General features: G+C 71.3%; 29 protein-coding genes. 15 read left to right on the forward strand and 14 right to left on the reverse strand.

Going from position 1 to position 26,174, the window contains the following annotated elements:
- Positions 1–55 precede the first annotated feature (55 nt).
- The 3 genes from AB0C21_RS09910 (at position 56) to phoA (ending at position 2,968) form a co-directional block, all read left to right on the forward strand.
- A complete protein-coding gene (locus tag AB0C21_RS09910; protein ID WP_500203634.1) occupies positions 56–559 on the forward strand; it encodes a SigE family RNA polymerase sigma factor in 504 nt (167 codons plus the stop codon).
- The gene (locus tag AB0C21_RS09915) at positions 556–1,401 is read left to right on the forward strand and encodes a hypothetical protein (RefSeq protein WP_500203635.1); all 846 of its coding nucleotides are present in this window, start codon (positions 556–558) and stop codon (positions 1,399–1,401) included. Before AB0C21_RS09910 ends, AB0C21_RS09915 begins: the two co-directional genes overlap by 4 nt.
- Before the next feature lie 208 nt (positions 1,402–1,609).
- Positions 1,610–2,968, forward strand: a complete 1,359-nt coding sequence (phoA, locus tag AB0C21_RS09920; RefSeq protein ID WP_500203636.1) for an alkaline phosphatase — start codon at positions 1,610–1,612, stop codon at positions 2,966–2,968.
- Positions 2,969–3,029: 61 nt separating this feature from the next.
- Here the strand turns inward: phoA and AB0C21_RS09925 are convergent, their stop codons facing one another.
- The 5 genes from AB0C21_RS09925 to AB0C21_RS09945 are packed head-to-tail and all read right to left on the reverse strand — an operon-like array spanning position 3,030 to position 7,569.
- A complete protein-coding gene (locus tag AB0C21_RS09925; protein ID WP_500203637.1) occupies positions 3,030–3,740 on the reverse strand; it encodes an ABC transporter ATP-binding protein in 711 nt (236 codons plus the stop codon).
- Positions 3,724–4,521 (reverse strand): ABC transporter ATP-binding protein, encoded by a 798-nt coding sequence (locus tag AB0C21_RS09930; protein ID WP_500203638.1) that lies wholly within the window; start codon positions 4,519–4,521, stop codon positions 3,724–3,726. The genes AB0C21_RS09925 and AB0C21_RS09930 overlap by 17 nt, the downstream gene beginning before the upstream one ends.
- Positions 4,521–5,516 carry a branched-chain amino acid ABC transporter permease gene (locus tag AB0C21_RS09935; protein ID WP_500203639.1) on the reverse strand — a complete coding sequence of 332 codons (996 nt, stop codon included), beginning with the start codon at positions 5,514–5,516 and terminating at the stop codon, positions 4,521–4,523. Before AB0C21_RS09935 ends, AB0C21_RS09930 begins: the two co-directional genes overlap by 1 nt.
- On the reverse strand, positions 5,516–6,409 hold the full coding sequence (locus AB0C21_RS09940) for a branched-chain amino acid ABC transporter permease (RefSeq protein ID WP_500203640.1): 894 nt from the start codon (positions 6,407–6,409) through the stop codon (positions 5,516–5,518). Before AB0C21_RS09940 ends, AB0C21_RS09935 begins: the two co-directional genes overlap by 1 nt.
- An 8-nt stretch (positions 6,410–6,417) precedes the next feature.
- The gene (locus AB0C21_RS09945) at positions 6,418–7,569 is read right to left on the reverse strand and encodes a branched-chain amino acid ABC transporter substrate-binding protein (RefSeq protein WP_500203641.1); all 1,152 of its coding nucleotides are present in this window, start codon (positions 7,567–7,569) and stop codon (positions 6,418–6,420) included.
- A 344-nt stretch (positions 7,570–7,913) separates the two neighbouring features.
- On the opposite strand from AB0C21_RS09945, the gene AB0C21_RS09950 reads away from it, so the two are divergent.
- Positions 7,914–8,432 (forward strand): hypothetical protein, encoded by a 519-nt coding sequence (locus tag AB0C21_RS09950; RefSeq protein ID WP_500203642.1) that lies wholly within the window; start codon positions 7,914–7,916, stop codon positions 8,430–8,432.
- A 251-nt stretch (positions 8,433–8,683) separates the two neighbouring features.
- Positions 8,684–9,793: a hypothetical protein gene (locus AB0C21_RS09955; RefSeq protein ID WP_500203643.1), complete on the forward strand. Its 1,110-nt coding sequence runs from the start codon at positions 8,684–8,686 to the stop codon at positions 9,791–9,793.
- A 719-nt stretch (positions 9,794–10,512) separates the two neighbouring features.
- Here the strand turns inward: AB0C21_RS09955 and AB0C21_RS09960 are convergent.
- From AB0C21_RS09960 to AB0C21_RS09970, 3 genes are all read right to left on the reverse strand, one after another.
- Positions 10,513–10,962, reverse strand: coding sequence for a DUF397 domain-containing protein (locus AB0C21_RS09960; protein WP_500203644.1), 450 nt, complete (start codon positions 10,960–10,962; stop codon positions 10,513–10,515).
- 80 nt (positions 10,963–11,042) lie between these two features.
- Positions 11,043–11,555: a GNAT family N-acetyltransferase gene (locus tag AB0C21_RS09965; protein ID WP_500203645.1), complete on the reverse strand. Its 513-nt coding sequence runs from the start codon at positions 11,553–11,555 to the stop codon at positions 11,043–11,045.
- A gap of 63 nt (positions 11,556–11,618) precedes the next feature.
- Positions 11,619–12,083 carry a MarR family winged helix-turn-helix transcriptional regulator gene (locus AB0C21_RS09970; RefSeq protein ID WP_500203646.1) on the reverse strand — a complete coding sequence of 155 codons (465 nt, stop codon included), beginning with the start codon at positions 12,081–12,083 and terminating at the stop codon, positions 11,619–11,621.
- 88 nt (positions 12,084–12,171) lie between these two features.
- Between AB0C21_RS09970 and AB0C21_RS09975 the strand changes: the two genes are divergently transcribed.
- Together AB0C21_RS09975 and AB0C21_RS09980 are read left to right on the forward strand one after the other, a co-directional pair.
- Positions 12,172–12,555, forward strand: coding sequence for a nuclear transport factor 2 family protein (locus AB0C21_RS09975; protein WP_500203647.1), 384 nt, complete (start codon positions 12,172–12,174; stop codon positions 12,553–12,555).
- Positions 12,548–13,675 (forward strand): epoxide hydrolase family protein, encoded by a 1,128-nt coding sequence (locus AB0C21_RS09980; protein WP_500203648.1) that lies wholly within the window; start codon positions 12,548–12,550, stop codon positions 13,673–13,675. The genes AB0C21_RS09975 and AB0C21_RS09980 overlap by 8 nt, the downstream gene beginning before the upstream one ends.
- On the opposite strand, the gene AB0C21_RS09985 is transcribed toward AB0C21_RS09980, so the two are convergent.
- The gene (locus tag AB0C21_RS09985) at positions 13,662–14,450 is read right to left on the reverse strand and encodes an SDR family NAD(P)-dependent oxidoreductase (RefSeq protein ID WP_500203649.1); all 789 of its coding nucleotides are present in this window, start codon (positions 14,448–14,450) and stop codon (positions 13,662–13,664) included. The genes AB0C21_RS09980 and AB0C21_RS09985 overlap by 14 nt on opposite strands.
- Before the next feature lie 92 nt (positions 14,451–14,542).
- Positions 14,543–15,319, reverse strand: a complete 777-nt coding sequence (locus AB0C21_RS09990) for an alpha/beta fold hydrolase (protein ID WP_500203650.1) — start codon at positions 15,317–15,319, stop codon at positions 14,543–14,545.
- Positions 15,320–15,467: 148 nt separating this feature from the next.
- Between AB0C21_RS09990 and AB0C21_RS09995 the strand changes: the two genes are divergently transcribed.
- Positions 15,468–16,322: a helix-turn-helix transcriptional regulator gene (locus AB0C21_RS09995; RefSeq protein ID WP_500203651.1), complete on the forward strand. Its 855-nt coding sequence runs from the start codon at positions 15,468–15,470 to the stop codon at positions 16,320–16,322.
- Between the two features lie 7 nt (positions 16,323–16,329).
- Here AB0C21_RS09995 and AB0C21_RS10000 read toward each other — a convergent pair whose 3' ends face one another.
- Complete coding sequence (locus tag AB0C21_RS10000; protein WP_500203652.1) at positions 16,330–17,451, reverse strand: methyltransferase; 1,122 nt, start codon at positions 17,449–17,451, stop codon at positions 16,330–16,332.
- A 17-nt stretch (positions 17,452–17,468) separates the two neighbouring features.
- Here AB0C21_RS10000 and AB0C21_RS10005 point away from each other — a divergent pair, with 17 nt between their 5' ends.
- Positions 17,469–17,840 carry a YrdB family protein gene (locus AB0C21_RS10005; protein WP_500203653.1) on the forward strand — a complete coding sequence of 124 codons (372 nt, stop codon included), beginning with the start codon at positions 17,469–17,471 and terminating at the stop codon, positions 17,838–17,840.
- Entirely contained in the window at positions 17,837–18,211 is a 375-nt protein-coding gene (locus AB0C21_RS10010) for a DUF6086 family protein (protein ID WP_500203654.1), read from the forward strand. Before AB0C21_RS10005 ends, AB0C21_RS10010 begins: the two co-directional genes overlap by 4 nt.
- Here AB0C21_RS10010 and AB0C21_RS10015 read toward each other — a convergent pair.
- Positions 18,208–19,065, reverse strand: a complete 858-nt coding sequence (locus AB0C21_RS10015; protein ID WP_500203655.1) for a helix-turn-helix domain-containing protein — start codon at positions 19,063–19,065, stop codon at positions 18,208–18,210. The genes AB0C21_RS10010 and AB0C21_RS10015 overlap by 4 nt on opposite strands.
- 26 nt (positions 19,066–19,091) lie before the next feature.
- Positions 19,092–19,742, reverse strand: a complete 651-nt coding sequence (locus AB0C21_RS10020; RefSeq protein WP_500203656.1) for a DUF4097 family beta strand repeat-containing protein — start codon at positions 19,740–19,742, stop codon at positions 19,092–19,094.
- Between the two features lie 245 nt (positions 19,743–19,987).
- Between AB0C21_RS10020 and AB0C21_RS10025 the strand changes: the two genes are divergently transcribed.
- Positions 19,988–21,376 carry an MFS transporter gene (locus tag AB0C21_RS10025; protein ID WP_500203657.1) on the forward strand — a complete coding sequence of 463 codons (1,389 nt, stop codon included), beginning with the start codon at positions 19,988–19,990 and terminating at the stop codon, positions 21,374–21,376.
- 9 nt (positions 21,377–21,385) lie between these two features.
- Positions 21,386–22,141, forward strand: a complete 756-nt coding sequence (locus AB0C21_RS10030; protein WP_149262847.1) for an SDR family NAD(P)-dependent oxidoreductase — start codon at positions 21,386–21,388, stop codon at positions 22,139–22,141.
- Positions 22,142–22,200: 59 nt separating this feature from the next.
- On the opposite strand, the gene AB0C21_RS10035 is transcribed toward AB0C21_RS10030, so the two are convergent.
- The gene (locus AB0C21_RS10035) at positions 22,201–22,563 is read right to left on the reverse strand and encodes a nuclear transport factor 2 family protein (RefSeq protein WP_149262848.1); all 363 of its coding nucleotides are present in this window, start codon (positions 22,561–22,563) and stop codon (positions 22,201–22,203) included.
- Between the two features lie 178 nt (positions 22,564–22,741).
- Here AB0C21_RS10035 and AB0C21_RS10040 point away from each other — a divergent pair, with 178 nt between their 5' ends.
- From AB0C21_RS10040 to dnaN, 3 genes are all read left to right on the forward strand, one after another.
- A complete protein-coding gene (locus AB0C21_RS10040) occupies positions 22,742–24,214 on the forward strand; it encodes an AlkA N-terminal domain-containing protein (RefSeq protein WP_500203658.1) in 1,473 nt (490 codons plus the stop codon).
- A gap of 10 nt (positions 24,215–24,224) precedes the next feature.
- Positions 24,225–24,734, forward strand: coding sequence for a methylated-DNA--[protein]-cysteine S-methyltransferase (locus AB0C21_RS10045; RefSeq protein WP_500203659.1), 510 nt, complete (start codon positions 24,225–24,227; stop codon positions 24,732–24,734).
- Positions 24,735–24,807: 73 nt separating this feature from the next.
- A complete protein-coding gene (gene dnaN, locus AB0C21_RS10050) occupies positions 24,808–25,962 on the forward strand; it encodes a DNA polymerase III subunit beta (RefSeq protein ID WP_500203660.1) in 1,155 nt (384 codons plus the stop codon).
- The last annotated feature ends 212 nt before the right edge of the window (positions 25,963–26,174 follow it).

The raw sequence follows: 26,174 nt of genomic DNA on the forward strand, positions 1-26,174 counted from the left end.
GGATTCGCCGGACGATCCTGCCAACCATCCGCGCGCTCTGCGGCGTTCAATGGGCGTGAGTGAACCGACGCAGGACACCGCGTACGCCGCGTTCGCGGCCGCCGCGTGGAAACGCCATTACGGCCTGGCCACGCTGCTGACCGGCGACGCCCACCGCGCCGAGGAGCTCCTCCAGGACTGCCTGGTGAAGCTGTACGTGCGCTGGCGCCGGGTGGCCGACGGCGACCCGGACGCCTACCTGAAGCGGATGCTGGTCAACGGCAACGTCAGCTGGTGGCGGCGCAGGCGGCGGGAGCTGCTGACCGACGCCCCCGAACGGCTCGACGCGCGTTCCAGTTCCCAGCGGGAGCCGGACGACGAGCTGCGCCGCGCGCTGCTCGTCCTGCCCCGCCAGCAGCGCGCGATCGTCGTGCTGCGGCACTACGCCGACCTGACGGAGGCGGCGACCGCCGACCTTCTCGGATGCTCCGTCGGCACCGTCAAGAGCCAGCACTCCCGGGCGATGAAACGGCTCCGTTCGACGCTCGCCCTCTCACAGACCGAGGAGATCACACGATGAGCGAGGACCGGCTGACCCAGATGCTGCGGTCGGCGACCGACGCGCACCCGATCCCGGACGCGCCGATCGAGACCGTGATGCACCGCGGCCGGCGGGCCAAGCGCAGGCGCCGCACGGCCGCCGGAGCGCTCGGCACCGGCGCGGTCGCGCTGGTCGTGGCGGCTGCCACCGTCGGCGGGAACCTCGTCCCGGGCGACGACGCCGACCGCACGATCAAGACCGAACCCGGCGGCGACGTCACCCTCGCCGCGGCGACCCAAGCCACGGCGGGCTCGACGTTCCACGTGAAACTAACGTGGACGCTCAGCTCGCGCGGCCGGCGCGAGACCGTGGAGACCTACCAGGGCGCCTTCGACGCCCCCAACCGGCGCGGCTACCTGCGCGGCCCTGGATCGGTGCCGATGGAGCAGCGCTTCATCGGCGACGAGACCTACGTGCAGCGCGGCAGGACATGGCGCAAGCTCGACCACGGGCTGAACGGGCTGACGCGCGGCACGACCGGCCCGCAGGAGCTGACCGCCGACGTCGGCCGGACGCTGCGGATGCTGGCCACGTTCGGAAAGGTGGTGTCCCAGGGCCGGTCGGGCAGCGGGGCGGCGGAGGTGCGGACCTACGCCTTCTCCCACGCGGCCCGTCCCTCCGAGGGGTCGCCCGCCGGTCGGCGGATCACCGGGACGGTGACGGTCGGGCTCGCCACCCGCAAGATCCAGAAGATCGTGCAGACGACCGTCATCACCAGCCCGCATCCCGAGATCGCCGACCGGGACCCGGTCCGCTTCACCTCGGTCACCGAGTTCTCCGACTACGGGACGCCGGTGCATGTGACGCGTCCGCCCCTGTAGCGGCGAAGCGGGCGTCTCCGGACGAAGGCGGCCCCGGTGCGAAGGCCCGGGTCCGCCTTCGGCGTCCACCCGGCGAGAGGTGCTGTCGACCGCGTCGCGCCACCGTTCGCCGACCGTTCACATGTTCGTCGTGATCGACGGGCGTCGGCCTCATCTCGACCTGGTGGTCTGTGCCTGTTCGTCACTCATGAGCCAGGAGGTCAGCCCGATGAATCCGGCTGCGAAGATACGGCGGACGGCCGCGGTCGTCCTCACCACCGGGGCGGTGGCCGCCGCGCTCGGCTCGGGGCTCGCGGACGCGTCCGGCGGCGACCGGACCCAGGAGGTCCGGCAGGCCGTGCAGGGCGGCAAGGCGCGCAACGTCATCCTGTTGATCGGTGACGGCATGGGCGACTCGGAGATCACCGCCGCCCGCAACTACGTCAAGGGCGCCGCCGGGCGGCTCGCCATGGACACGCTGCCGCTGACCGGTGCGTACACCACGTACTCGGTCAACAAGGCCGACCCGCGCCAGATCGACTACGTGACCGACTCGGCGGCCAGCGGCACCGGTTGGGCGACGGGTCACAAGACCTACAACGGGGCCATCTCGGTCACGCCGGACGGCAAGCCGGTCCCGACCGTCCTGGAACTGGCCAAGCGGGCCGGGCTGCGCACCGGCGACGTGTCCACGGCCGAACTCGGCGACGCCACCCCGGCGGTGCTGGCCGCGCACGTCGCGGACCGCGGCTGCCAGGGCCCGGCCGACATGGCCAAGTGCCCCGCGCAGGACAAGGTCAACGGCGGGCCCGGCTCGATCGCCGAGCAGCAGGTGCAGACGGGCGCCGACCTCTACCTGGGCGGCGGGAAGGCCCGCTTCGCGCAGACGGTCAAGGCGGGGCCCTTCGCCGGCAGGACCGTGATCGACCAGGCCAAGGCCGCCGGATACACCGTCGTCACCGACGAGGGCGGGCTGAACGCGGCCAAGCCCGGCGGCAAGCTGCTGGGGCTGTTCGCCGACGGCAACATGCCGCAGGAGTGGACCGGTCCGGCGGCCAAGGTCGGCGGCACCGACCCGTCCAGGTGCACGCCGAACGGCTCCTTCGGCGGCCCGCACCTGTCGACCATGGCGTCCAAGGCCATCGGCCTGCTGGACGCGCAGACCAAGCACAGCCGCAAGGGCTTCTTCCTGCAGATCGAGGGCGCCTCGATCGACAAGCGCGATCACGCAGCCGACCCCTGCGGCCAGATCGGTGAGACGGCCGAGTTCGACAAGGCGGTGCGGGCCTCGCTCGACTACGCCCGCCGGCACCCCGACACCCTGGTGGTCGTGACCGCGGACCACGGCCACACCAGCCAGATCATCCCGCTGGAGGCGCAGAGCCCGGGCCAGACCGCCACGCTGATCACCGCCGACGGCGCCCCCATGAAGCTCAACTACGCGACCAACACGCCGGGCCAGTCGCAGGAGCACACCGGCACCCAGGTCCGGATCGCCGCCAAGGGCCCGCAGGCCGCGAGCGTCCTCGGCGTCACCGACCAGACCGACCTGTTCCGCACCCTCACCCGCGCCCTCGCCATCCGGTAACCGATCCCCGGGCGCGCGTTCAAGGCCGGTCACACTCGTGTGACCGGCCTTGATGCCGTCTTCAGGCCGCGCCGCCCAGGTAGGCCTCGACCACGCGCGGATCGACGGCGAGTTCGGCCGCCGGCCTCTCCAGGGCGCAGCGGCCGTTCTCGATCACGTACCCGCGCCGGGCGATCCCGAGGGCCGCCCTCGCGTTCTGCTCGACCAGCAGGACCGCCGTCCCGTCCGCGGCGACGTCGCGGATGACCTCCATGACCGCCGCCACGACGAGCGGGGCGAGGCCCATCGACGGCTCGTCCAGCATCAGCAGCCGGGGCCCGGCGACCAGGGCGCGGCCGATGGCCAGCATCTGCTGCTCGCCGCCCGACAGCGTCCCGCCCTCCTGCCCGCGCCGTTCGGCCAGCAGGGGGAGCAGCCCGTAGACGCGGTCGATGCGCCTGGCCAGCTCGCGGCCGTCCCGCACCAGGTACCCGCCGAGCAGCAGGTTCTCGTGGACCGTCAGGGTGCTGAAGATCCGCCGCCCCTCGGGCACGTGAACCACGCCGCGCGCCACGATCGCGGACGGCGCCGACCCCGCCACCGACGCGCCCTCGTATCTGATGTCGCCGCCGGACGGGCGGACCAGGCCGGAGATCGCCGACAGCGTCGTCGTCTTACCGGCCCCATTGCTGCCCAGGAGCGCGACCGTCTCGCCCTCCCCGACGGTGAGCGACAGGCCGTCCAGCGCGGTCACGCCGCCGTACTTCACCGTCAGGTCAGTCACTTCGAGCACCGCGCACCTCCTCGGTCTCCTCCGGGGCGGCGTCGCGCCCGAGATACGCCTCGATCACCGCCGGGTCGGCGCGGACCTCGGCGGGCGTGCCGTCGGCGATCTCCTTGCCGTGGTCGAGCACCACCACGCGGTCGGAGATCTCCATGACCAGGCCCATGTCGTGCTCGATGAGCGCGACCGCGATGCCGAGCTCCCTGATCCTCCGGATCAGGTCGAGCAGCTCCGCCTTCTCCCCGTGGTTGAGCCCGGCGGCGGGCTCGTCCAGGAGCAGGAGGGCGGGACGGCGGGCCAGGGCCCGCGCGATCTCCACGCGGCGCTGCTCCCCGTACGGGAGGTGCCGGACGAGGCCCGTCCGGTCGCCGCGGAGCCCGGTGAAGTCGAGCCACTTGTGCGCCTCGTCGGTGGCCTCCTGCTCGCTGCGCCGGTAGCGGGGCGTGTGCAGCAGCACGTCGAACATCCGCTGCCGCAGCCACAGGTGGGTCCCGGCCCGCACGTTGTCCAGCACCGACAGCTCGCCGAAGACGCGGAGGTTCTGGAAGGTCCGCGACAGTCCGCGCGCGGCGATCGCGGACGGGCGCCGTCCGGTGATGTCGGTGCCGTCCAGGACGATCCGGCCACCGGTCGGCTTGTAGAAGCCGGTGACGCAGTTGAAGGCGGAGGTCTTGCCCGCCCCGTTCGGGCCGATGATCGAGACGATCTCGCCAGCGTCCACCCGGAAGCTGAGCCCGCCGACCGCCTGGACGCCGCCGAACGCCAGCCGGAGATCTCGCACGTCCAGCATCAGGCACCTCCCGACCGGGCCGCCATGCGGGCGGTCTCGCGCGACCGGTGCGGCCAGAGCCCCTGCGGGCGGCCGATCATCATGGCGATCAGCAGGACGCCGAACACGAAGAACCGGTAGTCGGCCAGCCCGCGGAGCATCTCGGGCAGCAGACTGATCACGACGGCGCCGAGGACGACGCCGGGGGTGGAGCCCATGCCGCCGAGCACGACCGCCATCAGCACGAGGGCCGACTGGAGGAAGGTGAAGCTGGCCGGGGAGATCGCCGACAGCTGCGCGGCGAACAGCACGCCCGCGAGCCCGCCCCAGACCGCGCCGGCGATGTAGGCGGCCAGCTTGACCCGGTACGTGTGGACGCCCATGGCCTCGGCGGCGTCCTCGTCCTCCCGGACGAACCGCCACGCGCGCCCGAGCCGGGACCGTCCCAGCCGGGCGGCGAGCAGCACCGCCACCGCGACGATCAGCAGCGCGGCGTAGTAGAACACCACCGGGTTCGCGACATGGTCGCCGAACAGGCCGGGGATGCCGTAGATGCCGGAGGGCCCGCCGGTGACGTCCAGGTTGTTGGCGACGATCCGGACGATCTCCCCGAAGCCGAGCGTCACGATCGCGAGGTAGTCGCTGCGCAGCCGGAGCGTGGGACCGCCGATGACGATGCCGGCGATCACGGTGGCGCCGATGACGAAGGGGACGGTCGCCACCAGCGGCCAGTCCAGCCGGGTGGCCAGCAGGCCGCTGGTGTAGGCGCCGACCGCGAAGAACGCGGCGAATCCGAGGTCGAGCAGCCCGCAGTAGCCGACCACGATGTTCAGACCGACCGCGAGCATCACGAAGATCACCGCGCTGGTCATGATGTTCATCGCGTACGGCGTGGCGATCGCGAACGGGGCGGCCAGCCCCACGGCGAGGCCGGCCCACCCGAGGTGGCGGCTCTCCAGCAGACGCGAGAGCGTCGTCGGGCGGCGTTTCGCCGCGCGTTCGGGAACGGCCGCCATCACACCCGCTCCGTGACGCGCTCGCCGAGCAGCCCGGTCGGCCGCACGGTGAGGAAGAGGATGAGGAAGCCGAACGCGAACACGTCCCGCCACTCGCCGCCCACCCAGTGGGTGCCGAAGGACTCGAGCAGTCCCAGCACGAGCGCCCCCAGCATCGTGCCGGGAACGTTCCCGATCCCGCCGATGACGGCGGCGGTGAACGCCTTGAGCCCGATGATGAACCCCATCAAAAAGTCGATCTTTCCGTAGTAGCCGCCGGCCATCACGCCCGCGGCGCCCGCCATCGCGGAGCCGATGAAGAAGGTGCGGGCGATCACGGCGTCCACGTTGACGCCCATGAGCAGGCACGCCTTCGGGTCGAGCGCGATGGCCCGCATCGCCCGGCCCTGCCGGGTCCGTCCGATGAGCACCGTCAGCCCCGCCATCAGCACCACGGAGACGGTCATCAGGAGCAGCTGCTGCATCGTCACGCGCGCACCGAGGACGGTGAAGGACGCCCCGTCCAGGCGCACCGGGTAGACCCGCGGGTTCGGACCGGCCGCGATCCGGGTGCCGTACTCCAGCGCGAAGGACGCGCCGACCGCGGTGATCAGCAGGGACAGCCGGGGCATGCCGCGCAGGGGCCGGTAGGCCACCCGCTCGACCACCAGGCCGGCCGTCCCCGTGGTGACCATGGTGAGGACCAGGACGATGAGCAGCGCCGCCAGCGAGGAGGAGTGCACCAGGCCGCCCATCGCGCCGAGCATCGCGAACCCGGTGAAGGCCCCGAGCATGTACAGGTCGCCGTGCGCGAAGTTGAGCAGCTTGATGATCCCGTAGACCATGCTGTAGCCGAGGGCGACCAGGGCGTAGAACGAGCCGACGAACAGCCCGTTCCAGATCAGCTGTGCCATGGACGCGCCTACTTCAGGGCGTCGCGCAGCGTGAAGGCGCCGCCCTTGACCACGAGGATCACGAAGCCGCCGTTGCTGAGCGTGTGCTGCGGGGTGAACTTCAGCGGACCAGTGAAGATCGGGAAGCCGTTGATCGCCTCCAGCTCCTTCGCGATCTTGTCGCCGTCGGTGCCGCCGGCCTTGGCGATGCCCTCGGCCGCGACCCGGACGGCGTCGTAGGACTGGGTGGAATACGGGCCGGGATCGCTGCCGAACTTCTTCTTGTAGGAGCCGATCCAGCCGCCCGCGCCCTCGATCGTGTCGGGGGTCTGCGTCATGGTCGCGAAGACGCCGTCCGCCGCCTTGTCTCCGGCGATCTTGATGAGCTTGGCGTCGACCGAGCCGTCCCCCACCATGAACCCGCCCGTGTACCCGGCCTGCCGGAACTGCCGCAGCAGGAGGCCGCCCTCCTGGTAGTAGCCGGTCCAGTAGATGAAGTCCGGGTGGGTCTTGAGGACGTTCGTGATGTTGGCGGAGTAGTCGCTCTCACCTGGGTTGACGGCGTCCAGCGTGGCCTTGTCGGGGCCGCCGGGCTTGTCGAGCGCCGCCGCCGTCCGCGTCGCGATGTCCTTGGAGTACGAGGTGTTGTCGTGCAGGACCGCGACCTTCTTCGGCCCGCTCTTGGTCATCCAGTTCATCGCCGCCACGGCCTGCTGGTCGCCCGTCCCGTTGATCAGGAAGACGTGCCTGAGCCGCTGCGCGACCAGTTCGGTGGAGTTGGCCGCCGGAATGATCATCGGGATCTTCGCGCGGTCGAACACCGGCAGGGTCGGCAGCGTCGCCCCCGAGCAGTAGCCGCCCACCGAGACGGCGATCTTCGCGGCCACCAGCTTGCTGGCCGCCGCCACCGCGGTCTTCGGGTCGCAGGCGTCGTCCTCCACCCGGAGCCGCAGCTTGCGCTTGCCGATGCCGCCCCGGGCGTTGATCTCGTCCACGGCCATCTGGGCGCCGTTCTTCATGTAGGGCCCGATGTCGGCGCTGGACCCCGAAAGCGGGATCGCCATGCCGATCGTGATCGGGCCCGAGTCCTCGGCGTCGTCCGAGCCCAGCAGCCCCTGACCGCAGGCGGACACCGCCAGGGCCGCCGCTCCGAGCACGCAGCCCAGCGCGATTCTTCTCATCGGGTCTCCCCTCCCGACGCGGCGAACGCCGCCCCGATGTGACCTTGTACACATGACGTGTGACATTGCACTGTCCAGAACGTTCCACGTCAAGAGGCAGGCCAGACATAACGCCCAGGTCACAGCCCTGCCCGCCGGGACCCTGGTCACCGGGTCATGCGTTCAGCGCACCCCTCAGGACGGGAAGCACCCCCATTGCGAGGGCCTCACCACCGCGCTCCATCCGCCGCCGAGCGCCTGCACGGGAGGACTCGGCATTGCGCGCCTTCTCCATATCGCTAACGCCGGCATCCAGGCCGAACGGCGCTGGTAAACCGCGGCGACACCGCCGACGTCTCAGGCTCATGGGGGTTTCGGAGCTGGACAGGTGGCTTATCCCTCGAAAACTGGATTTTCATCGAAAGAGCGACTCGTTCCAGCTGCGGTACATCCTGCCGGTCACTTCGCTGGCCTTCCTGGTCATCATCCTCATGCAACTGGTGCCGGACCTGGAAGCACGGCTCGGCGATGGCACCCGAGGGACGTTCACCGCGCAGCACCTGGAATGCGAGGACGACTGCCGTTGGTACGGCCAGTTCACCAGCGAAGACGGGCGCCGTCGCCCCTCTGAGGTCTATCTGATGGACGCCGGCAAAAACGACCTCACGAAGGGCGCCAAGGCGACCGCCATCGACACCGGCTCACCGGCTGCGGTCCATCCCCTGGCGGGACCGAGCACCTGGTGGCGTTGGTTTTTTGTCCTCGTCCTGAGCGCAGTGATGGCAGTGACAAGCGCACTCGCGTGGCGAGTTTGGCTGCGCGATCGCCGCAACCACCCCGACCTGGACGAGCCTCCAGGCCACCCTGCCGCAAAGGCCTTTTGACGGCAGATCGGTCGGTAACCGGCCCGCCCACCAAATCTGCGGCAACAAGTGCGCAGGCGGCGGGACCCGCAGAACAACTCCCGCAATTCGCCCGAGATGCGCCGGTCAGCCCTTGAGGCGGTATGCCATCCGCGTCGGCGCCGGGGCGCCGTCACGGGCGGTCTCGCCATTGACCGGAGTGACGGTGATCTTGGATAAGGTCGCCGGGTCCGTGGCGGCGCTCGGGTCGCGCGGGAGTCGACACGCGAGCCGTGACGGAGGTGGTGTGGGTGGAGCTGACGACGGCCTTCACCGACGCGTGGCACCGGCAGCCGGATCCGGCGAACCGGCCGGACGGCCGGCGGCCGTCGAACCCGCAGTGGGTGCTCGTCTCGGCCCTGTGGCTGCTCGCCGCGTGGACACCGGAAACCGCGCCCGGGTGGGCGTCGACGCTCGTGCTCGGCAAGGCCGGAGACCCCCGCGACGAACCATGGCCGGCTCCGCCCGAGCGGCTCGCCGCGATCGCTGACCTGCCGGAGGTCTCGGGCGCGGTTCCATGCACCGGCACGTCATCGAAGGACGACCGCTCCACATCCTCCGAGGAACTGGTCTCGCTCCTCGCCGAGGCGACCCACGTCCACGACGCGCGCCAGACGTCCTTGGTGCGCTACCTGGCGCATGAGGCGGTCGGTGGATACGGCGACCTGCTTCGCCTCACCACGACCGAGGACGACCCGGCCCTGCACCTGCTGCACCGCGACCACTACGGAAGCACGGTGCGGATCACCCTCGAGCCGGCGCCGGCGGTGCGACGGCCGCCGGTCATCGCGGACGACGGTGCGGACGGCGCCCTCCGCACCCGGATCGCCTGTCTCGCCACGCTGCTGAGCGAGCACCTGATGGTGAACAACAACAACCCGGTGGACTTCCGGTTCCGTATCGGCAGGCTCCCCGAAGGCGAGACACAGGACGGCGACGGCCTCGCCGCCGCCACTCGCCATTGGTCGGCCACCCGCGAGGACGCCGAGGATCACGCCGGCGAAGAACCGACGTTCGGTCCGACCACGTTCTCCGAGCTGCGGACGTCGCTCCGCAACACCGCCCGGCTCTCCCTCGTCGACCTCTGGGACGGCTCGTGGGACGGCATCGACGAGCTGCCCGAGATTCCGGCCGACCACCTCGTGCCTCACCTCGTCGACGACCTGGTCGACGTCATCGAGCGTCGTCTGGGCGGCGCGCTCGTCGCGGTGAACGGATACCTGCCCACCGAGTGGCCGCCGCCAGACCCCGCCGAGGAGGACGACGGCGAGGACGAGTACGCCTACGTGTTGTTCGTCCGGGGCGACGAGGTGGGGGTCCTCGACATCGATCAGTCCTGCTGACCGCCCGCCCGCGCGCAGCGCTCAAGGGGACGCGACTCGCCAGGTGGAACGGCACCCGGATCATGAGCCGAGCCACCTGGAAGCGACCGAATTAGGCGAAGAGGCAGGGCCTGTCACGGGGGGCGTGACCGGCCTTGTCCGGATCGCGAACGTGATGCGTCCGCCGTGCTGCGTTATCTCTTCGGGATCGCTGGACCGATCCTAGGTGGCATCATTCTCCTCCAGCTTGCGCCGGACCTGCGGGCAGAGCTCGGTCATGGCACCCCAGGAACGTTCACCGCCAAGTACCTGGAATTTCAGGAAGACTGCCGCTGGTACGGCCAATTCGTCGGCGACGACGGGCGGCGTCGCGAATATGACGTCTATTTGGAGGACGCCGGCAGAGGCGATCTCACGAAGGGTGCCAGGAGACCTGCTATTGATGCCGGGTCGACAGACTCGGTCTATCCCCCCGAAGGACCACGTGGGTGGGGGTGGAGGATTTTCGCACTCGCTGCCTGGGTGCTGATACCAGTACGAAGTGCGTTCGCGTGGCGAGCCTGGCTGCGTGACTGCCGCGACCGATCCGGGCTGGACTCGCCACCAGGCCAGTCGTCCGCAAGAACTCCCTGACAACGGAGCCCTCGCCGGAACAGCGCTCTCTCTCCTACCCGATGGACGCGGCGGTGCGGGTACCAGAATCCGCGGACAGTTCCCCCGACCCCCTCCGGGCGCGCAAGTCAGCCCTTGAGGGTCGCGAGGATCAGACGGAAGGCGTCCCGGGTGACGTGGAGTTGCGGACCATCCGGATCCTTGGAGTCGCGGAAGGCGATGGTTCCGGGGAGGCGGCCGACCTCCACGCACCCACTCCCGCCCTGGGTTCCGCTGTGACTGCTCTTGCGAAGAGGCCGTCGTGCAGGTGGGACAAGGCGTCGCGCGAATCGAGCACGCGATCGCACTCCTCGGCAAAGACCCGATCGCAAGTGGCCTCGCCCGGTTCGATCTCGCCGATCGTGGACGCGGCGAACGGGATCTGGTTCGCGAGCTGAGCGAGGGAAAGCGGTCGGCGAGCTCGTCGTCGCAGACCCGAGGGCCGCGCGCCGGGCCGCCGCCCTGCTGAAGGAGAGCAGATGACCCCTCCTGGCGCGGACGCGCAGCAAGAGGGGCGGGGGAGGGCGTGTGCTGCACACTGCTGCCTACGATCCATCTACAAACATTGCTCTGGGCGGAGTATGGCGCCGTATTCCTCCCGTGCGGACGCGTTGCCGGGTCAGCGGGCGGGGCGTTCGTAGATCAATTCGCGGCCGTCTTCTTCGTCCCATTGTTCGCCTACGTGGGTGAAGCCCTGGCCTGCGATGGTCGCCAGGGAGGCCTCGTTGTCGGGGCTGATCGTGGCGCGGACGGTCTTGACGGACGGTTCGCCGGCGGCGCGGTCCAGGAGGGCGGTGAGCATCGCGCGGGCGTAGCCCTTGCGGCGGTGCGCCGGGTCGACGGAGTAGCCGATCTCGACGGTTCCGTTCTCGTCAGGGGCGCCGTGGAAGCCCGCGTGGCCGACGACCACGCCCTCCGGTTCGGCGACGGCGGCCCGGGCGGTCCAGGGCGCGTGGGACGGGTCGCGGTCGAGCTGGGCGAGGCGGAAGCGCCACAGGTACTTCGCCTCGTCGGTGGTGAAGTAGTCGGTGAGCGGCACCCCGGCCACCGCGCCGGCGCCCTCCAGGTCGTCTTCCAGCAGGGCTTTCATCGCGGCGGGCGGCAGTTCGGCGAGGCGGATCGCAGGTGGCATGGGGCGGCTCCTTGGTCGGGGATCGACCACTCTAAGTTGGATTATCCAACGAACGCCAGCGATTTATCCGGAGCGGCGGTTGTCCGCGTGGTGGTCGGCGACGCGGGCCAGCAGTTTCGTGAGCCGGGTGCGTTCGTCCGGCGTGAGCGGGGCGAGCAGGTCGTCCTGGATGCGGGTCAGGACCTCGTCCAGTTCAGCCAGGTGGCGGGAGCCCTCCGGGGTGAGCGTGATGACGTTGCGGCGCCGGTCGGACGGGTCGGGGGAGCGGTCCACCATGCCCTTCGCGGCCAGCTCGTTCACGGCGGCGACCACGTCGCTGCGGTCGATGCCCGAGCGGCGGCCGAGGTCCGCCTGGCTGGACGGGCCGTACTCCTGCAGGGCGGTGAGCAGCCGGAAGTGGTAGCCGCGGGCGCCGGCCGCGGCGAATCCGTCGGCGACCAGGCGGTGGCTGTGCGTCGAGACGAGATTGATCAGCCAGCTCGGGGTGCGCCGGAGCCGCGCGGGCGTCCGGGCGTCGGACGTCGTCATGCGGATCAGTCTAGGGGGTTGTTGGTGGGGCCAACAATCCTCTACTGTTGGCTGCACCAACGTTGGCGCAACCAACGAAAGAGGAGTCATGGACGACCGTGCAGAACTGTCCGCGCTCGCCAGCCGTCTGGGCCGGTGGCTGGACGACAAGTGCCCCGACGACGGGCGGGGCATCTTCGCCGAGGACGCCGAGGCGCACACCCTGGGCGGTGTCGCGAAGGGCGTCGACGCGCTCGTCGCGCAGGCGCGCAAGAACCACACCGTGCCGACCCAGCACTTCATCACCGACCCGCTCATCGACGTGGACGGCGACCAGGCCGCGATCAGCGCCAACCTCCTGGTGGTCTTCGCCCGCGAAGAGGGTTTGCGCATGCTCGGTGAGCGCTACGAACTGCGCGCCGCCCGGACGGCGGACGGCTGGCGCCTCACGCGGGTCGAGGCCCGTCCGATCTGGGAGGCCGCGAATGTCTGAGATCACGCCGTTCCGCCTGGAGGTTCCGCAGGCCGGCCTCGACGACCTCGCCGCGCGGCTGGACCGGACGCGGTGGCCGGACGAGCTGCCCGGCATCGGCTGGGACCACGGCATCCCGCTCGCCCGCGTGAAGGAGCTGGCCGAGCGCTGGCGGACGGCCTTCGACTGGCGGGCGCAGGAGGCGAAGCTCAACGCGTTCCCGCAGTTCACGACCGAGATCGACGGGACGAACATCCATTTCCTGCACATCCGGTCGCCGGAGCCGGACGCGCTGCCGCTGATCATCACGCACGGCTGGCCCAGCACGGTCGCCGACTTCCTGGACGTGATCGGGCCGCTCACCGACCCGCGCGCGCACGGCGGCGACCCGTTGGACGCGTTCCACCTCGTGATCCCGTCCCTTCCGGGGTTCACCCTCTCCGGACCGACCCGCGAGGCCGGATGGGACGTGAAACGCATCGCGCGGGCGTGGGCCACGCTGATGGAACGGCTCGGCTACGAGCGTTACGGCGCGCAGGGCGGCGACTGGGGTTGGCCCATCTCGAACGCGCTGGGAGCGGCGGCGCCTGACCGGGTCGTGGGCGTCCACTTCAACTTCATGGGGTCGCCCCCAGGTGACGAGGAAGACGATCTGTCCCCGGATGACAAGGAGAGGTTGGCGAGCCAGAGGGAGTATCTGGCGAACCCGGCCGGGTATTGGCAGATGCAGACGACCCGTCCCCAGACCGTCGCGTACGGGTTGACCGACTCCCCCGTCGGCCAGCTCGCCTGGATCGCCGACAAGGTCACCGAGTGGACGGACCCGGCGAGCGGCATCGACGACGACCGCCTGCTGACGACGGTGATGCTGTACTGGATCACCGGCACGGCCGGGTCCTCCTCCAGGCTGCACAAGGCGAACGCCGCGCGGGGCGGCCCGCCGGTTCCGTGCCCCGTTCCGATCGGGATCGCGGTGTTCCCGCACGATCTCGTCCGGCCGGTGAGGCGGCGCCTGGAGGGCGTCTACGACGTCGTCCACTGGACGGAGTTCGAGCGCGGCGGGCATTTCCCGGCCGTCGAGGCGCCGGAGCTGCTCACCGCCGACGTCCAGGCGTTCTTCCGCCGGTTCAGGGGGAGGTGAGCTCGTCGGAGAGTGCCTTCAGGCGGGCGCGGGCGTCGGGGTCGTAGGCCTGGGCGTCCGCGCGCGCTTCCCGGAGCCCGTTGAAGAAGCGGCCGGACACGTCGTCCAGGGCGGGATCGGTGACGAGGCGGTGGGTCGCCCGTACGCCCTCCTCCAGGGTGCTGATCGGCGAGGACACCATCTTGGTCGGCATGTAGGTGGCCGGGTGCAGGGCGTTCGCGGTGACGCCCGTCCCGGCCAGCTCGGCGGCGAGGTCGATCGTGAACAGGATCTGGGCGAGCTTGCTCTGGCAGTACGCCCGCATCCCGCTGTACCCGCGGGTGATCATCACGTCGTCGAAGTCGATGGCCTGCTGGCCGAGGCTGCTGACGTTGACGATCCGCGCCGGCGCCGAGGCGGTCAGGGTGGGCAGCAGCAGCCGGGTCAGCAGGTAGCCGGACAGGTAGTTCACCTGGAACGTCAGCTCGTGGCCGTCCGCGCTCTCCTGCCGCGGGCCGTCGGTGCCGATGCCCGCGTTGTTGACGAGCACGTCCAGCCGCGGGTGGTCGGCGCGGACGGCCTCGGCGAGCGCGCGGGTCTCGGCGAGCGACGACAGGTCGGCGCGGTACCAGGAGGCGCTGCCGCCGATCTCCTTGAGGGTCGCCTCACCGCGGCGGTCGTCCCGCCCGTGGACGAGGACCGTGGCGCCTTCGGCGGCCAGTTCGGCGGCGAGCGCGCGGCCGAGCCCGTCGGTCGCGCCCGTGATGAGGATGGTCTGCTGGTCGATGGGACGCATGCTCTCCATACTGCTCGGGGCGCGCGCACGGTGACCAGGGACCGCCCAGCCCGGTATCCGGGGCACCCGGCTGAGCGGCCCGGCGTGCGAGGTCAGGTGCGGTCGAGGAAGTCCCGGACGAGCTTGACGAACTCGTCGGGCCGCTCCGCCATGACGACGTGGCCGGTGTCGAGCTCGGTGTACTCGCTGCCGGGGATGCTCGCGAACAGCTCCCGGTGGTTCCCGACGGGGACGGTCTGGTCGCGGGTCGCCCCGATCACCAGCGTGGGCGCCGTGATCCGGGGCAGCAGCGGCCGGATGTCGAGCCGCTTGACGAGTTCGATCTGCCGCAGCCGGTCGTCCGGCCGGCCCATGAACGCGTGCTGCTGCTCCACCGCGTCGTGGCCGATCTGGTTGAGGAACGTGCCGCTGAGCGCGGTGAGGGTCGCGAAACGTCCGAAACTCTCCGGGTCGCGGGCCAGCCCGAGCCAGAGGGACATGTGCTGCTGGATGTACTCGTCCCCCGAGTGGGAAAGCCCCGCAACGGTCACCAGGCGCCGGACGAGGTCCGGGCGCAGCGCCGCGGCCGCCGCGGCGGTCGGCGCGCCGAGCGAGAACCCGACCACGTCGGCGGGGCCCGCGCCGGCGTCCTCGATCACGGCGTTGACCTGCCCGGCGAGCGCCTCCATGGTCAGCGGGGAGCCGTCGTCCTCGGCGAGGTCGCTGCCGCCGAGGTCGGGCAGCAGGACGGTGTGCTGATCGGTGAACCGGTCGAGCATCAGGTCCCACATGGAGGAGCCGGGTCCCACGCCGTGCACGAGGACGAGGGCGGGCCCCGAGCCCTCGACGCGGTAGGGGACGGTGGTGTTTCCAACGGTGAGCTTCGGCATGGTCGGCCGTCCTTCGGTCGCTGTCGTTTCCGGACGTCATCGACGCTGCCAGCGCCCCGCCGCGATGAGGAGCGGACCACTCTGGCTAGGACAACCGGTCCCAGTCTCAGCTCTACGGACATCCGGGACGGCGCGGAATCATGGGTGCATGGAGATGGACCGCAAGGAGCTCGCCGACTTCCTCCGCCGCTCCCGCGAGCGGCTCCGCCCGCAGGAGGTCGGCCTGACGGCGGGCCCCAGGCGACGCACGCCGGGGCTGCGCCGGGAGGAGGTCTCCCAGCTCGCCGGGATGTCGGCGGACTACTACATGCGCCTTGAGCAGGCCCGCAGCCCGCAGCCGTCCACCCAGCTGCTCGGCGCGCTGGCCCGCGCGCTGCGGCTGACGATCGACGAGCGCGACCATCTCCACGTCCTCGCCGGGCACCGCCCGCCCGCCGGGCCGTTCGCGGGCGAGTACGTCCGGCCGAGCATGCTCTACCTGCTGGACCGCCTGCACGAGACGCCGGCGCAGATCATCGGCGACCTCGGCGACCTGCTGGCGCAGAACGCCCTGGCCGAGGCCCTCTTCGGGTGCGTCTGCACGGTGGAGGAGCCCGATCGGAACATCGTGTGGCGGTGGTTCACCGACCCGTTCGTCCGGGAGGCGTACCCGGCGGAGGAGCACGAGCAGCACGGCCGACGGCACGTCGCCAACCTGCGCGCGGCCGTCGCGCGCCGGGGCAACGACGCCGCCGCGTCAGCGCTGGTCGGACGGCTGCACGCGGCCAGCGCCGAGTTCAGCCGGCTCTGGGAGCGGCACGAGGTCGCCGTCCCGCGCACCAGCCGGATGAAGGTCGTGCACCCGGAGATCGGCCCCATCGAGTTCGACACCGAGGCGCTGCTGACCCCCGCCGAGGACCAGCGGCTCTTCGTCTTCACCCCGCCGCCCGGCACCGACAGCATCGAGGCCCTCGACCTGCTGCGCGTCATCGGCCCCGAGACCGCGCACCGCAGCCACGTCTGACCCGCGTTCACCCCGCGGTGAGCCGCCACAGCGACGTGGTCTCGGCGGCGCGGGCCGCGTGGAGCGGGTCGTCGGGGTCGGCGGCGCGCGGATGGCGCGGGGAGGTGTCGAGCCTGCCCGCGACCCGCAGGCCGGACGAGGCGATCATCTCCAGGAGTTCGTCGCGCGTGCGAAGCCCCAGGTGCTCGGCCAGATCGGACAGGATCAACCAGCCCTCCCCGCCCGGCTCCAGATGGTCGGCGAGACCGGACAGGAAACCGCGCAGCATCCGGCTGCCCGGGTCGTAGACGGCATGCTCCAGCGGCGTGCTCGGCTTGGCCGGGACCCAGGGCGGATTGCAGACGGCCAGACCGGCGCGCCCTTCCGGGAAGAGGTCGGCTTGGACGACCTCCACGTTCACACCGAGCCGGTCGACGTTCTCTTGGGCGCAGGCCAGCGCGCGCTGGTCCTGGTCAGTAGCGACAACGTGCTCGACGCCCCGACGAGCCAGGACCGCGGCCAGGACACCCGTACCGGTTCCTACATCGAACGCCGTCTTCGTAGCCGGGAGCGGTGCCTCGCCCACCAGGTCCACGTACTCGCCCCTGATGGGCGAGAAGACGCCGTAGTGCGGATGGACGCGGTCGCCGCCCAGCGCGGGGATCGGAACGCCCTTCTCACGCCATTCGTGAGCGCCGATCAGGCCGAGCAGTTCACGCAGTGAGGCGACGTAGGGCTGGTCGTCCGGCCCGTAGGCCTCCGTACAGGCGTCCTGGACGTCCGGTGCGCGCCGCAGCGGAATCACGTGACCGGGGTCGAACGGTATGAGGAGCATGCCGAGCGTCCGCGCGCGCTGGGCGCGTGCCTGCCGGTAGAGGTGGAACGCTTGCGCCCGCTCCGGTTCGGGCTTGTTCCTACGTCGCCGCGGTGGACGATCGATCCGGCGTGACATGGCCTTGAGGAGCTGCCGCGCGTTCTGGAAGTCGCCGCGCCACAGCAGCGCCGTGCCTTCGCAGGCCAGGCGGTAGGCGTCGTCCGCACGCGTCTCGTCGTCGGCGACCACCACGCGGCGCGGCGGCGGCGCCCCGCTCTCCGACCGCCAGCGGACGCGATGGTCCCGGCCGTCCTCCCGCCAGGAGATCTCGTCCACAGGGGTACCGTATCGGCGTGCGTCTACCCGGGCCATTGCATGCCCTTAACGAAGGCCTCGCCTTCCTGCTGGAACTCGTCGCCATCGCCGCGCTCGCGTGGTGGGGCTTCACAGCGACCGGGAACGTCCTGGTCAACATCGTCCTCGGCCTCGCGGCACCGGCCGCCGCGATCGTCCTGTGGGGGATGTTCGCCGCGCCACGGGCCCGCTTCAAAATCGCGCTGCCGCTCGTCCTGCTGGTGAAGGCCGCCGTATTCGGCGCCGGCGCCCTAGCCCTCTACGGCGTCGGCCACCCGACGGCGGGCATCACCTTCGCGGTGGTGGCCCTGCTCAACACGGCCCTAGCCACCGCCGACCGCGACGCCCACTTCCACACAGCCGCCCAATGAGCCAGTACTTCCAGAACGGCGACGACGTCCTGTGGAACCCTGCGACCAGGGTCGCCGGGCTCTTCCTGGACACGGCGGCGGCGCACGCCCGCATGCTCGGCGTCCCGTCCGGTCTCGGGCCGATGGAGGCGGACGAGTGCCAGGTGGACGTTCCGGTGTTCGCCGCGTTCACCGACGCGCTCGTCCGGTACTACGCGAGGTCCTCCCACAGGATCCTCAGGTCGCTGATGGAGGGGTTCGTCGCGACGGCGCTCGCGGTCGCGGAGAACGCCGGAGGGCCCGTTCCGGCGGCAACGGAGCTGGCGGACGACCCAGATGTCCGCCGCCTCACCGACCTCGCGCATGAGGCCGCAGCCGCCATGCCGCGTTAGGTGAGGTCCGCGCTGGAGAGGTGGGTGGAGGTCTCGGCCAGCTTGCGCAGGGCCCTCTCTGAGGGGGAGCCCGGTTCGGCCGCGTAGAGCATGAGGCGGCTGAGGTCGGGGTCGCCGGGCAGGTGCAGGGTCTCGAACGGCAGGACGAGCCGTCCCACCTCGGGGTGGTCGATGCGGGCCTCGCCGTGCGTCAGGTCCGTGACGTGGTGGGCCGACCACAGGCGGCCGAACTCCGGGCTCCGCTCGCGCAGGCAGTCGATGACCGCGCGCAGGTGCGGGTCGTCCGGGTCCTGACCGGAACGGAACCGCAGGTAGGCGGCGTTGCGCCGGGCCACCGTGGGCCAGTTGTCGCCGAGCCGGGCCTTGTAGTCGGCGTTCAGGTGGATCTGGTGGGACCAGGTCCGCTCGTCCGGCGGGACGCTCGCCAGGTCGACGAACACGGCCGCGGTGAGCCGGTTCCACGCGACCACGTTCGTGTAGTGCCCGACCACGTAGGCGGGCGCGTGCGTGAACGAGTCGAGCAGGTGCTGGAGCGGGGCGCGCAGGCGGGGAGGCGCGGTGATGGGCGCGCGGCGCGGCGGGTGCGCGAGCCGGTGCAGGTGGGCGTGCTCGTCGCCGTCCAGCCTTAGCGCCCGCGAGATCGCGTCAAGGACCTCGGTGGACACGCCGTCGGCGGTGCCCTGCTCCAGCCTGATGTAGTACGCGACGCTGACTCCGGCCAGCTGCGCCAGTTCCTCGCGCCGCAGCCCGGGCACGCGCCGCCGCGTCCCGTACGTGGGGAGATCGACGTCGTCGGGACGCAGCCGCCCCCGCCGCGACTTGAGGAACTCGCCGAGTTCACCGTTGCGCGCCATGCAGCCGAGGCTATCGGCCCGGCCGGTCAGGCGGTCTTGGTGGTGATGTCGCCGTTGCTGGTGCGCAGGTCGAGCAGGTACCGGGCGGAGGAGTCGTTCGGGACGCCGAGCTTGCGGTCGCCGTTGTTGGTGTCGGCGCTGACGCGGTAGCGCCCTTGCGGCATGGTGAGCGTGATGTCGCCGTTGGACGTCTTCGCGCGGACGTTCTGCGGCGATCCGGGCGTCAGAGTGATCGAGCCGTTGGACGTCTCGACCTCGATGCCGCCCTTGAGGCCGCTCCCCCGGATCTTGCCGTTGGACGTCCTGGCCTTGACCGGCCCCGCCACGCCGTCCAGGTGGACCGAGCCCGAGTGGGTGGACACGTCCACCGCGCCCACCTTGGACAGGGTGATGGAGCCGTTCGAGGTGCTGCCCGACATCGGGAGGCCGGCCGGGAGTTCGAGCGTGTAGCTCACCGAGCAGCGGGAGCCGCAGCCGCGCAGCGTCAGGACGCCGTTCTCGATGCGGTGCGTTGGCCCGTCCGGCTTGTCACCGCGATATTTGATGGTGCGGTGCAGGGACGTCTTGGACGAGCCACCGCGCAGCGTCACACCGCCCGATCCGATGTCGTCCAGGCGCACAGCGGTGATTTTGCCCTTCAGCGTGGCGTCGTCCTCGTAGGTGGAAGCGAATGCCACGTCGCATGCGGTGAGTGCGGTGACGCCGACCGCGGCTAGGGCGAGGGCAGAAAGCTTGCCACGCAAGGGAATCCTCCTGGTCGGTCTGGCTGGACGCTGCTGAGCCTAAGGAGACGGGTGCCGGACGGCCGTCACGCCAGGGAGCCAGGTTGGTTCTCCCTCCGAGGTCGCTGAGCCTGCCACTGGGAGTGGTACGAACGGGCGGGGACTGGGTAGGCGGGGCCGGCGCGACGAGGGTCTCTGCCATGACCGCACTCACTACCGCCGTGTCCGCTCCTCCAGAGCGGATGTCGTCACGGCACAAGCTGGTTCTGACCCTCTTGCTCGGCGCGCAGTTCATGCTCGCCATCGACTTCTCCATCCTGAACGTGGCGCTGCCCGTAGTCGGCCGCGGACTGGGCTTCGGACTGGACGAGCTGCAATGGATCGCCACGGCGTTCGCCCTGCCCGCCGCCGGGTTCACGCTGCTGTTCGGTCGTGTGGCCGACCTGGCCGGACGGCGCCGGATGCTGCTCCTGGGCATGGCGCTCCTGGCCGGAGGCTCGCTGATCGGCGGGCTGGCCACGTCCCCGGCGGTGCTGCTCACCGGACGCGTCCTCCAGGGCCTGGCCACGGCGATCGCCACGCCTGCCGCCCTCTCGCTGCTCACCACGTCGTTCCCGGAGGGGCCGATGCGGACGCGGGCGCTCGGGCTCAGCGGCGCGCTGATGTCGGCCGGGTTCACCGTCGGCGCGATCCTCGGCGGGCTGCTGACCGACCTGCTGAGCTGGCGCTGGGCGTTCCTGGTCAACGTCCCGGTGGCGGTGCTGATCTTCGCGGTCACGCCCGCCGTGGTCGCGGAGAGCCGGTCCCGGGACAGGGCGAGGCTGGACGTTCCAGGCGCGGTGACCGTGACCGGCGGCCTCCTCGCCCTCGTCTACGGGATCACCTCCGCCGGGTCGGCCGGATGGGGGTCCCCCGCCGCGCTCGGCACGCTGGCCGCCGCCGCATTGCTTCTCGTCGCGTTCGTGCTGGTCGAGCGGCGCTCGCCGGCTCCGCTCGCGCCGCTGAACGTCCTCACCCGGCGCACCGTCACCTGGGGCAACGTGGGCGGGTTCGTGGCGTTCGCCACGGAGACGTCGCTGGTGTTCCTGATGACGATCTACCTCCAGAAGGTCCTGGACTTCTCGCCGCTGGCGACCGGGCTGGCGCTCGGCGTCCTCGGCGCCGGGACGTTCGCCGGAGGCGTCGCCGCGCCCCGCATCATGGGCCGGCTCGGCGGCCGGGGGACGCTCGTGTCCGGGCTCGTCCTGCAGGCCGCCGCGACCGCCGCGCTGCTGGGCCTGGGGGAGACGCGCGGAAGCCTGGGCCTGCTGCTCGTCGCCACCGCGATCGGGGGATTCGGGAACCTCGTCGCCATCGTCGCGTTCATGGGGATCGCGACGTCGGGGCTGCCGGACGGCGAGCAGGGCCTCGCGACCGGCCTCGCCACGATGACGCAGCAGGTCGCGATCACGCTCGGCATCCCCGTGATGAGCGCCGTCGCCACCGCGAACGCGTCCGTCCTGGGCGGCGTCCACACGGCGACGGCGGTGAACGTCGCGATCGTCCTTGCAGGCGCGGCCCTCGCCGGGGCGTTCCTGCGCCGGTCCTAGGGGGACGCCATGGATCTCGAACTCGAAGGCAGGGTCTACATCGTGACCGGAGCGTCCGCCGGGATCGGTGAGGCGACCGCCGACCTCCTCACCCGCGAGGGCGCCCACGCCGTCCGGGTGGCGCGCTCCCCCGTCGACGTGGCCGCCGACCTCACCCGCCCTGAGGCGGCCCAACGCGTCGTGGACATCGCCCTGGAACGGCACGGGCGCCTGGACGGCCTGGTCAACAACGCCGGCGCCCTCGAATCCCGGATCGGGTTCCTCGACGTCACCGACGCCCAATGGCACGCGACGTTCGAACTGAACCTGCACGCGGCCGTGCGCATGGCCCGAGCCGCGCTGCCCGCGCTGATCGACCAGGGTGCGGGAAGCATCGTGCACGTCTCCAGCGAGGCCGCACGGTTTCCCGATACGCCGCTGGTCGACTATGCGGCGTCCAAGACGGCGCTGCTGTCGGTGTCCAAGACGCTGGCGGGGGAGTTCGGCCGGTGCGGCATACGCTCCAACGTCGTCGCGCCCGGCCCCACCCGTACGCGCCTCTGGGACGAGCCCGGAGGGTTCGCCGACCAGCTGGCCGACCAGTACGGCCTACCGGTGGAGGAGGCGATCCAGCGATTCGTCCAGGACGAACGGCGCCTCCCCACCGGACGCCTTGGCACGCCCCAGGACGTCGCACGGGTCATCGCTTTCCTGCTGTCACCGCTGGCCGCCCAGGTCACGGGCGCCGAATGGGCCGTGGACGGGGGAGCGCTGCGGCAACTCTGAACGAGGCGTGCCGGACGTCGCGGGCGTCCGGCACGCCGGCCCCCCATCGCAGGCAGAGATCAGGACGGGACCTTGTCGAGGAACCCCGTCACCCGGTCGAACCGGCCCTCGTCGTCGAACGTCGCCACGTCGAAGCCGACCACGATCGCCTCGCCGCCCTCGGGGCCGAGCTCCCAGGTGAAGCGGGCCACGTTGTGGTGGGCGTCCACCGTCCCCGCGCCGCGGAACACCAGGCCGGGGAACTGCTGCTGCGCGGCTCCGACGAACGCGTCGATCGCGTCCCGCCCCTCGGCGACGCCGAGCGGGTCGACGTAGACCGGGTTCTCCGTCCACAGTTCGTCGATCGCGGCGCGCCGGGCGGCCGGGTCGGTCTCGTTCCACACGGCCAGGTAGCGCTCGACCCGCTGCTGCACATCGCTCATGTCATGACTCCCGTCTGATCGTTCGGGTTCGTCGCCCCGATGACCCCTACGCTGCCGGGTCCGTGACGGAAGATCGATTACCTGGGAGGTCATGCCCGCGCCTCCGGCGGCCCGGACCGCGACGATGATGTCGGATTCTCGCCAGTGGATCCCCCTGACCATCGGTGATGCTGGAGGCATGCACGAGGACGTGGAAAGGTGCGTGCGGGCCGTCCAGTCGAAGGACGCCCGCTTCGACGGATGGTTCTTCACCGGGGTCGTGACCACGGGGATCTACTGCCGTCCTAGCTGCCCCGTGGTGCCGCCCAAGCCGGAGAACATGCGCTTCTACCCGAGCGCCGCCGCCGCCCAGCAGGCGGGGTTCCGTGCCTGCAAGCGGTGCCGTCCCGACACGTCCCCAGGCTCCCCCGAGTGGAACCACCGCGCGGATGTCGTGGCCAGGGCGATGCGCCTCATCGCGGACGGCGTCGTCGACCGGGAGGGCGTTCCCGGGCTCGCCGCACGGCTGGGTTACAGCACGCGCCAGATCGAGCGTCAGCTCAGCGCCGAACTGGGCGCTGGTCCACTCGCCCTGGCACGGGCCCAGCGCGCGCAGACGGCGCGGCTGCTCATCGAGACGACGGCCCTTCCCATGGGCGACGTGGCGTTCGCGGCGGGGTTCGCCAGCATCCGCGCCTTCAACGACACCGTCCGGGAGGTGTTCGCCCTCACTCCGTCCGCACTGCGCGACCGCGTCGCCAAGGGGCACCCGCCGGCCGGGTCCGGTGCGCTGTCGCTGCGGCTGCCGTTCCGGGCCCCGCTATGCCCGGACAACCTGTTCGGGCACCTCGCGGCCACCGCCGTCCCAGGCGTCGAGGAATGGCGGGACGGCTCGTTCCGCCGCGCCATGCGGCTGCCCCACGGGCACGGCATCGCCACCCTGCTCCCCCAGCCTGACCACGTCGCCTGCACGCTCAGCCTCAGCGACCTGCGCGACCTTCCCATCGCCATCAGCCGCTGCCGCTGGATGCTCGACCTCGACGCCGATCCCGTCGCCGTGGACGACCTGCTCCACACCGACCCCGTCCTCGCCCCGCTCATCGACAAGGCCCCTGGGCGGCGCGTGCCCCGCACCGTGGACGCCCCCGAGTTCGCCGTCCGCGCCGTCCTCGGCCAGCAGGTGTCGACGGCCGCGGCCCGAACCCATGCGGCGCGCCTGGTCATCGCCTACGGAGACCCCATAGACGACCCGGGCGGCGGGCTGACGCACCTGTTCCCGACCCCTGCCGCCCTTGCCGAACTCGACCCGGAGACCCTCGCCTTCCCCAAGACCCGCCGCACCACCCTCACGACCCTTGTCGACGCCCTCGCCAAAGGGGAGGTCGACCTCGGCGTAGGGAGCGACTGGGACGAGGCCCGCGCGCGCTTGTCGGCCCTCCCAGGCTTCGGTCCGTGGACCGTCGAGAGCATCGCCATGCGCGCCCTCGGCGACCCGGACGCGTTCATCCCAGGCGACCTGGGCATCCGGGCCGCCGCCGCGACGCTCGGCCTCCCCGCAACTCCTGCGGCCCTCACCCGGCGCGCCGCACAATGGCGGCCATGGCGCGCCTACGCCGTCCAGTACCTGTGGGCCACCCTCGACCACCCCATCAACCTGCTCCCCGCGAACTGAAGGAACCGCCGTGGAAACAACGCACGTCGTCATAGAAAGCCCCGTGGGGCCACTCACCTTGGTCGCGACCGACGGTGCCCTGTCCGGGCTCTACATGGACATGCAGCGGCACCGCCCGTCCCAGGAGACCTTCGGCGCACCCGGCGACCCCGGGGACGAACCCTTCGCGACCGTCGCCGAGCAACTCGCCGCGTACTTCGCGGGCGAACTGACCGAGTTCGACCTGCCGCTCCGCCTCCACGGGACGCCCTTCCAGCAGCGCGTCTGGGCGGCGCTCCAGGAGATCCCCTACGGTCGGACCGTCACCTACGGCGAACTCGCCGTCGAGATCGGCAGCCCGTCCGCGTCCCGCGCGGTCGGCCTCGCCAACGGGCGCAACCCGGTCGGCGTGATCGTCCCCTGCCACCGAGTCGTCGGGTCCACCGGGTCCCTCACCGGCTACGGCGGCGGCATCGACCGCAAGCGGTACCTCCTCGACTTCGAACGCAAGACCAGGGCCTCCGAGAACGCGCTGTTCTGACCCGCCGGAGGAATGTCCGAGGCGGGGGTTACCGTGCTCGTGAAGGCCGTCCGACCTGAGAAGGGCTGATCGAGTGGAGTTCCGAGTCGACCGCCAGACGTTCGCCGACGCCGTGGCGTGGGCCGCGCGGACGCTGCCGGCACGTCCCGCGCTCCCCATCCTCGCGGGGATGCTCATCGAGGTCACCGACGGGGGCGGGCTCACCCTCGCCGCGTTCGACTACGAGGTGTCCGCCCACGCCACCGACGAGGCGGCCGTGGCGGAGCCGGGCCGCGTCCTCGTCCCCGGGCGGCTGCTGTCCGACATCGTGCGCAACCTCCCGAACGAGCCCGTCGACGTCTTCACCAAGGGCTCCGAGGTCGTCGTCCGCTGCGGCCCCGCCGAGTTCGGCCTCCTCACGCTCCCCGTCGAGGACTACCCCACCCTCCCCGAGCCGCCCGCCGTCGCCGGCACCGTCCCCGGCGAGCTGTTCGCCGCCGCCGTCGCGCAGGTCACCCCCGCCGCCGGGCGAGACGACACCCTGCCCATGCTCACCGGCGTCCGGATCGACATCGAGGGCGACACGATGTGGCTCGCCTGCACCGACCGCTACCGCATCGCCGCCCGCGAGCTGACCTGGTCCCCCGCGGACCCCGACTTCACCGCCGGTGTCGTCGTCCCCGCCCGCACCCTCGCCGACACCGCCAAGGCGATCAGGCGCGGCGCCGACGTCTCCATCGGCCTCGGCGGCACCGCCGACACCCTCATCGGCATCTCCGGCGGCGGCCGCAGCATGACCAGCCGCCTCCTCGACGACCAGTACATCAACTACCGGTCGCGGCTCACCGGCACCTGGACCTCGGTCGCCGAGATCCGGGTCGCCCCGTTCGTCGAGGCGATCAAGCGGGCCGCCCTCGTCACCGAGCGCGGCACCCCGGTCCGGCTGGCCTTCACCGCCGACGAGGTCCGCGTCCGCGCCGCCACCGGCGACTCCGCCCGCGCCAACGAGAGCCTCGGCGTCCGCCTCGACGGCGAGGACATCGACATCGCGTTCGCCCCCCAGTACCTGCTGGACGGCCTCGCGGGCATCGACACCGAGTACGCCCGCCTCGAATGCTCCGGCCCGACCAAGGCCGCCCTCCTCACCGCCATCCCCGACAAGAAGGACGACGACGAGTCCGACGCCGCCGCCGAAGGCGCCGACACCGGCTACCGCTACCTGGCCATGCCCGTCCGCCTGACCAGCTAAGCCGTGTTCCAAAGTCCCGGCCCACGTCGCCCACCTGGCGGCTGTGTTCACACAGTCCCGGCCCACGTCGCCCACCTGGCGGCTGTGTTTTCCACAGTCCCGGCCCACTGCGCTCGCCTGGCGGCTGTGTTCACACAGTCCCGGCCCACGTCGCCCACCTGGCGGCTGTGTTTTCCACAGTCCCGGCCCACTGCGCTCGCCTGGCGGCTGTG

Source organism: Spirillospora sp. NPDC049024, from assembly GCF_040649235.1.
Lineage (GTDB): Bacteria > Actinomycetota > Actinomycetes > Streptosporangiales > Streptosporangiaceae > Spirillospora.